The following is a 1,600-nucleotide window of genomic DNA, read 5'->3' as shown; positions in this document are numbered from 1 at the left end:
ATGCAAACCATTTTGGGTTGTATGGTTAAGTGACTAAGCGTATACGGTGGATGCCTTGGCAGTTGGAGGCGATGAAGGACGTATTAACTTGCGATAAGCCTAGTCAAGCTAGTAAAAAGCGCTTGAGACTAGGATTTCCGAATGGGGAAACCCACCACTTAGTGGTATCACTTACTGAATACATAGGTAAGTGAGGCGAACCGGGAGAACTGAAACATCTAAGTACCCCGAGGAAAAGAAATCAACCGAGATTCCGAAAGTAGCGGCGAGCGAAATCGGATTAGCCCTTAAGCTGTAATGTAGTTAGTGGAACATTCTGGAAAGTTTGACGATACAGGGTGATAGTCCCGTACACGAAAACTTATTTACAGTGAAATCGAGTAGGTCGGAGCACGTGAAACTTTGACTGAATATGGGGGGACCATCCTCCAAGGCTAAATACTCCCAACTGACCGATAGTGAACCAGTACCGTGAGGGAAAGGCGAAAAGAACCCCTGTGAGGGGAGTGAAATAGAACCTGAAACCGTATACGTACAAGCAGTAGGAGCAGATTCGTTCTGTGACTGCGTACCTTTTGTATAATGGGTCAGCGACTTATATTCAGTAGCGAGGTTAACCATTTAGGGGAGCCGTAGTGAAAGCGAGCGTTAACTGCGCGTTTAGTTGCTGGGTATAGACCCGAAACCCGGTGATCTAGCCATGGGCAGGTTGAAGGTCAGGTAACACTGACTGGAGGACCGAACCGACTATCGTTGAAAAGCTAGCGGATGACCTGTGGCTAGGAGTGAAAGGCTAATCAAAACCGGGAGATAGCTGGTTCTCCCCGAAATCTATTTAGGTAGAGCCTCGGACGAATACTATTGGGGGTAGAGCACTGTTAAGGCTAGGGGGTCATCCCGACTTACCAACCCTTTGCAAACTCCGAATACCAATAAGTAATATCCGGGAGACACACGGCGGGTGCTAACGTCCGTCGTGGAGAGGGAAACAACCCAGACCGCCAGCTAAGGTCCCAAAGTGTATGTTAAGTGGGAAACGATGTGGAAAGGCCCAGACAGCCAGGAGGTTGGCTTAGAAGCAGCCATCCTTTAAAGAAAGCGTAATAGCTCACTGGTCGAGTCGGTCTGCGCGGAAGATGTAACGGGGCTAAACATACCACCGAAGCTGCGGCTGCGAATTTATTCGCGGGGTAGGGGAGCGTTCTGTAAGCTGTTGAAGGTGTACCGGGAGGTATGCTGGAGGTATCAGAAGTGCGAATGCTGACATGAGTAACGATAAAGCGGGTGAAAAACCCGCTCGCCGGAAGACCAAGGGTTCCTATCCCATGCTAATCAGGGTAGGGTGAGTCGACCCCTAAGGCGAGGCCGAAAGGCGTAGTCGATGGGAAACGGGTTAATATTCCCGTACTTGGAATAATTGCGATGGGGGGACGGAGCAGGCTAAACAAGCATGGCGTTGGTTGTCCATGTGAAAGTATGTAGGCTGGAAACTTAGGTAAATCCGGGTTTCTTTAAGGCTGAGATACGAGACGACACTCTACGGAGTGGAAGTTGTTGATGCCATACTTCCAGGAAAAGCCTCTAAGCTTCAGATTATTTC

At 49.1% G+C, this 1,600-nt stretch carries 1 rRNA gene; it reads left to right on the top strand.

The features are described from left to right. Positions 1-23: 23 nt before the first annotated feature. Positions 24-1,600, top strand: a 23S ribosomal RNA gene (locus C2M30_RS10955); the annotation flags it as partial.

The organism is Pseudoalteromonas sp. T1lg24 (genome assembly GCF_002964745.1).
Lineage (GTDB): Bacteria > Pseudomonadota > Gammaproteobacteria > Enterobacterales > Alteromonadaceae > Pseudoalteromonas > Pseudoalteromonas spongiae.
Note: the sequence above shows the minus strand (reverse complement) of the source record. Positions and strands in the feature narration are given on the sequence as shown.